At 72.1% G+C, this 4,627-nt stretch carries 7 protein-coding genes; 4 read left to right on the top strand and 3 right to left on the bottom strand.

Annotated elements, in window-relative coordinates:
• The first annotated feature begins 245 nt into the window (after positions 1–245).
• Positions 246–656, top strand: a complete 411-nt coding sequence (locus tag CH341_RS35135; RefSeq protein WP_210208159.1) for a hypothetical protein — start codon at positions 246–248, stop codon at positions 654–656.
• On the opposite strand, the gene CH341_RS02460 is transcribed toward CH341_RS35135, so the two are convergent.
• The 3 genes from CH341_RS02460 to CH341_RS02450 form a co-directional block, all read right to left on the bottom strand.
• Positions 653–1,033, bottom strand: coding sequence for a YbaN family protein (locus tag CH341_RS02460; RefSeq protein WP_111417443.1), 381 nt, complete (start codon positions 1,031–1,033; stop codon positions 653–655). The genes CH341_RS35135 and CH341_RS02460 overlap by 4 nt on opposite strands.
• A gap of 45 nt (positions 1,034–1,078) precedes the next feature.
• Positions 1,079–2,365: an Hsp70 family protein gene (locus tag CH341_RS02455; RefSeq protein ID WP_111417442.1), complete on the bottom strand. Its 1,287-nt coding sequence runs from the start codon at positions 2,363–2,365 to the stop codon at positions 1,079–1,081.
• A 79-nt stretch (positions 2,366–2,444) separates the two neighbouring features.
• Entirely contained in the window at positions 2,445–3,227 is a 783-nt protein-coding gene (locus CH341_RS02450; RefSeq protein ID WP_111417441.1) for an SOS response-associated peptidase, read from the bottom strand.
• Positions 3,228–3,318: 91 nt separating this feature from the next.
• Here CH341_RS02450 and CH341_RS02445 point away from each other — a divergent pair, with 91 nt between their 5' ends.
• From CH341_RS02445 to CH341_RS35690, 3 genes are all read left to right on the top strand, one after another.
• Positions 3,319–3,849, top strand: a complete 531-nt coding sequence (locus CH341_RS02445) for a hypothetical protein (RefSeq protein ID WP_210208158.1) — start codon at positions 3,319–3,321, stop codon at positions 3,847–3,849.
• Positions 3,846–4,301: an NUDIX hydrolase gene (locus tag CH341_RS02440; protein ID WP_111417440.1), complete on the top strand. Its 456-nt coding sequence runs from the start codon at positions 3,846–3,848 to the stop codon at positions 4,299–4,301. The genes CH341_RS02445 and CH341_RS02440 overlap by 4 nt, the downstream gene beginning before the upstream one ends.
• A 98-nt stretch (positions 4,302–4,399) precedes the next feature.
• Positions 4,400–4,627, top strand: a 228-nt coding sequence (locus CH341_RS35690) for a TIGR02301 family protein (protein ID WP_425376139.1), incomplete at its 3' end; no start/stop codon positions are given.

Raw genomic sequence — 4,627 nt, 5'->3', positions numbered from 1 at the left:
GGCAGCAGGATCATGGTCGCGTGCGCCGCGCAGGCGAGCTTGGCCAGCGCCAGCGCGTTCATGTGGTAGAGCGGCGCGGAGACGGGTGATGGGGCGCGTCCCGTAGTCCCCGAGCCCCCTTCGCCCGGACAGCGGTTCCGCTCTCCTCCTCCGGGGAGGGCGGGACCGCGAGCCGGTGCTTTCCGGCCGGTCGGAATGCGTTATGACGGGGCGTGTCCGCCGCTCCGACGAGGTCTTCGGGTTCCATGCGCAGCACGGCCATCGTCCTGGCGCTCGCCTTGCTGGTTCCGGCAGCGGCCGGGCCGGCCGCCGCGCAGGCGCCGTTGCGCGTGCAGGCACGCGGCGCCGTCGCGGCCTGTGCGGCCGACTACCGGGCTCTCTGCCCGGGCGTGATGCCGGGCGGCGGGCGCATCGTCGCGTGCCTCAACGCCCAGGCCGAGAAGCTGTCGCAGCCCTGCTTCCAGGCGCTCGCCGCGCAGGGGCTCGCCGTGGCGGCGGCGTTGCGGCTGTGCCGCGCCGATGTCGAGCGGGTCTGCGCCGGGGTGCCGCTCGGCGGCGGTCGCGCGCTGGGCTGCCTGCTCGGCAACCGCGACCGCATCTCGGCGGCCTGCCGGAACGCCCTCTCGGCGCACGGCTTCGAGGGCGAGGCCGATTAGTCGCGGCGCCGCTCGATCGGCGGCGATGGACGTGACACCACATAGGCTGCGCACAGCGCGAGTCCCGCCGCCACCCCGGCGGCGAGCAGCGGGGATGGCGACGCACTCGCCCAGAACACGACGAATCCGACGGTCATGCCGGTGCAGGCCATCAGCTTGGATCGGGTCGAGATCGCGCCGTCGTCGCGCCACGCCCGCAGGGTGGGTCCGAAGCGCGGATGCTCGAACAGCCATGCTTCGAGCCGCGGCGACGAGCGCGCGAAGCACCAGGCCGCCGCGATCAGGAAGATGGTGGTCGGCATCAGCGGCAGCACGGCCCCGATCGCGCCGAGAACGAGCATCAGGCAGCCCAGGCCGAGATAGAGCGCGCGCGTCATGTCGTGCCCCCGTTTGCTCGCCGGACCTCGCGGTGCGGCGCAGTCTCACCCGTAGCGCCGGCGCGCCTCGATGGTGAGGCCGAGGCCGACCGCGCCGAAGCGGTCGCCGTCGACGACCGCGGCGTCGGGCAGCACGGCCCGCACCGCCCTGCGCACGCTCGGCACCAGGCTGCCGCCGCCGGTGAAGAACACCGCGTCGATCGCGGCCGGCGCGAGCCCCGCCGCGGCGATGGTCTCGCCGAGGGTCTTGCGAAGCCGATCGGCGAGCGGCGCCGTGGCCGTCTCGAACAGCGCGCGGGTCGCCTTCGGCGCGAGCCCGGCCTCCAGCCAGTCGAGCGGGATCGCGGTCTCGTCGGCGTCCGACAGTTCGATCTTGCCGCGCTCCACCTCGATCAGCACCGAATGGCCGCGCCGCATCTCGATCAGGTGGATCAGCCGCGCCAGCAGCTTCGGCTCGCGTGCGTCGCGGCGCACCAGCTTCAGCTCGGGCAGAACCTTCTTGTCGTAGAGGCGGTTCACGGTCGCCCAGGTGGCGAGATCGAAATAGGGGCCGGACGGCACCTCGACGTCGCCGCGCGTCATCAGCGTGCGGAAGCCGAGCGCCGGCATCACGGCGGCGAGCGCCAGCGCGCGGTCGTAATCGGTGCCGCCGAGCCGCGTGCCGCCGCTCGCCAGAATATCGCTCTTGCGCTCGTCGCGGCCGCGCCGCTCCGGCCCGAGCCGCACGACCGAGAAGTCCGAGGTGCCGCCGCCGACGTCGGCGACGACCGCCAGCGTCTCGGCCGCGACGCTGCGCTCGTAGTCGAACGCGGCGGCGACCGGCTCGTACTGGAACGAGATTTCGGAAAATCCCGCCTGACGGGCGATGTCGGCGAGCGTCGCCTCGGCGCGCGCGTCGCCCTCCGCGTCGCCGTCGACGAAATGCACCGGACGGCCGTGCACGACGCGGTCGAGCGCGCAGCCCGCCTGCTGCTCGGCGCGGTGCTTCAGGGCTTCGACATAGGCGCGCACGATCTCCTTGAAGGTGACGCGGCGGCGCAGGAGCTGGGTCTTCTCGTCGACCAGCGGGGTGCCGAGGATCGACTTCAGCGAGCGCATGAAGCGTCCCGACTGGCCGTCCACATAGGCCGCGACGGCGTCGCGCCCGATCAGGAAGGCGTGCGCGTGGTCGAGCCCGAAGAACACGGCGCTCGGCACCGTGGTGCTGCCGTGGTCGAGCGTCAGCAGCGCCGGCACGCCGTCGCCGACCACTCCGAGCGTGGAGTTCGAGGTGCCGAAGTCGAGCCCGCAGGCGCGATGGGCGGGCGCGTGGGCGCGCGAAGACGTTGGCATGCGGCAGAGGTCCGGGTCGCGGCAGGGCCGGGTTGGATAGTCGATGTCGGCCCCGCCAGCAACCCGCGCCGGTCGCGGCTCAGAACAGTGAGCCCTGGTCGGGGCCGGGCTCGCGCTCGGCCTTGGCGCCGCGCCGGACCGCGACAGCGGCGCGCTTCGCCGGCGCCGGTCGCGGTGGGGCAGGAGCTTCCTCGGTGGCGACGAGAGGCGCGAGAAGGTCGGGCGAATCGTTCGCCGTGCGGTTGACGGCGGTCGACACCGGGTGCGCCTCGAGAAGGTCGTCCGGCGCCGGCGCGATCAGGGCCGCGGCCGTGAGCGCATCGACGACCGACGCGTCGAGCCACAGGTCGAAGGCCTCGGGCGGCACGATCACGGGCATGCGGTCGTGGATCGGCCGCAAGGTGCGGCTCGCCGTCGTGGTGACGATGCAGACGGTCTCCAGCTCCTCGCCGTTCGGTCCCATCCAGGTCTCCCACAGGCCCGCGAAGGCGAGCGGCGCGCCGTCGCGTCGGTGAATGTAGAACGGCTGCTTGGCGCCGCCGGTGGCCTGCCATTCGAAGAAGCCGTCGGCCGGCAGCAGGCAGCGCCGCCGCTTCATGGCGTTGCGGAAGGCCGGCTTGTCGTTCACCGATTCGCCGCGCGCATTGATCAGCAGCGAGAAGCCGCGCGGGTCCTTCACCCAGGCCGGGATCAGGCCCCAGCGCAGCAAGGCGAACTGTCGGACGCCGTCGACGAATCGCACCACCGGCACCGGCTGGGTCGGCGCAACGTTGTAACGCGGCGGGAAGTTGGGCACCTCGCCATAGCGGAATAGCGCCCTAATCGCTTCGGGCGAGGATGTGATGGCGTAGCGCCCACACATGGCTCGATTGCCCCTCTCTTGTGCAACTTTTAATGCGCCCTTAACCGGCTACGCCGACAGTTTTCCGAAAAGAGCGCGCACCTTCGCATCGATGAACCCGCATCCGAAACTCTCCCAGGCCGAGCTGCGTGCGCAAGCTCTCGATCCGACCGTGCTGGCGCGGGCGAACATCAATCCGCTGACCCGGCTCGCGACCGACTACCTCAACCATTACAACGAAGTCATCATGCTGCTCGAGATGCTCGAGTCGTGTCCCGAGTTCGCCACCGACGTCGTCGGCTGGGAACCCCGCGGCTACGACGAGTATTTCGAGAAGTCGCATTTCAAGGACAAGGACCTGGCCCGCGTCGCCTACGAGCTGGCGGAGCCCAACTCGCGACGCGAGCTGGAGGGCATGATCGATCACATGAACGCCATCCTGGCCGCGACGCTGGACGCGCTCCGGCAGAATCTCTCCCCCGCCGCCTGCGCCCGGCTCGGCACCGAGTCCTCGGGCTGGCTCAAGCCGCTGGTGGCGCGCGCCGGCTCGGTGATCAACGGCGAGCGCATCATGCCGGCCGCGATGACCGACGAGACGGCCCGCCAGGCCATGGTCGACGCCGTGTTCGAGCGCGGCGCGTGAGCGGCCCCGGCCCGAGCGATCCCCGCGCCTATCCGTCGCGTCCGTTCCTGGCCGTCAGCGCGGCGGTGTTCCGCGCCGGCCGGGTGCTGCTGGTGCGTCGCGCCCGCGCCCCCTCGGCCGGCCCGTGGACCCTGCCGGGCGGGGTCGTCGAGGCGGGCGAGACGCTGCATGACGCCGTGACGCGCGAGATCGCCGAGGAGACCGCCCTGGCGGTCGCGCCGGTGGCGCTGGCCGGCCACCGCGAGGTGATTCTTCGCGACCCCGACGGGCGGGCCGAGCGGCATTTCGTGGTGCTGGCCTTCGCGGCCCGCTGGCTCGCCGGAGAGCCGGTGCTCGACGCCGAGCTGGCCGCCTTCGACTGGCACGATCCGGCCACGGTCGCCGGCCTCGACACCACCGAAGGCCTCGCCGAGATCGTCGCGGCCGCGCAGGCGATCCTCGGGGCAGCGTAGAATCGCCGCGTGAGACGAAGCGGGGGCCGCGTCGTCCCGCCTTGCCCCGGACGCGATTGCGTCGCACATAGGGGCGCCCACATCCCGTGAACGATCCGATGAGCCGCGCACTCTCCCTTGCCGCCCTCGCAGTGATGGTCGCCCTGGTGTCCGCCGTGCCGCGTCCCGCCGCGGCCCAGCAGGCGATTCCGTTCGACGGCGATCTGCGGCGTCTCTCGGAGATTCTCGGCGCGCTGCATTACCTGCGGGAGGTCTGCGGGGCGAACGAGGGCCAGAAGTGGCGCAACGAGATGCAGCAGCTGGTCGACGCCGAGGCGTCGAGCGGC

It is taken from the genome of Rhodoplanes roseus, assembly GCF_003258865.1.
Taxonomy (GTDB): Bacteria; Pseudomonadota; Alphaproteobacteria; order Rhizobiales; family Xanthobacteraceae; genus Rhodoplanes; species Rhodoplanes roseus.
This window is presented reverse-complemented; position numbering and strand designations above follow the sequence as displayed.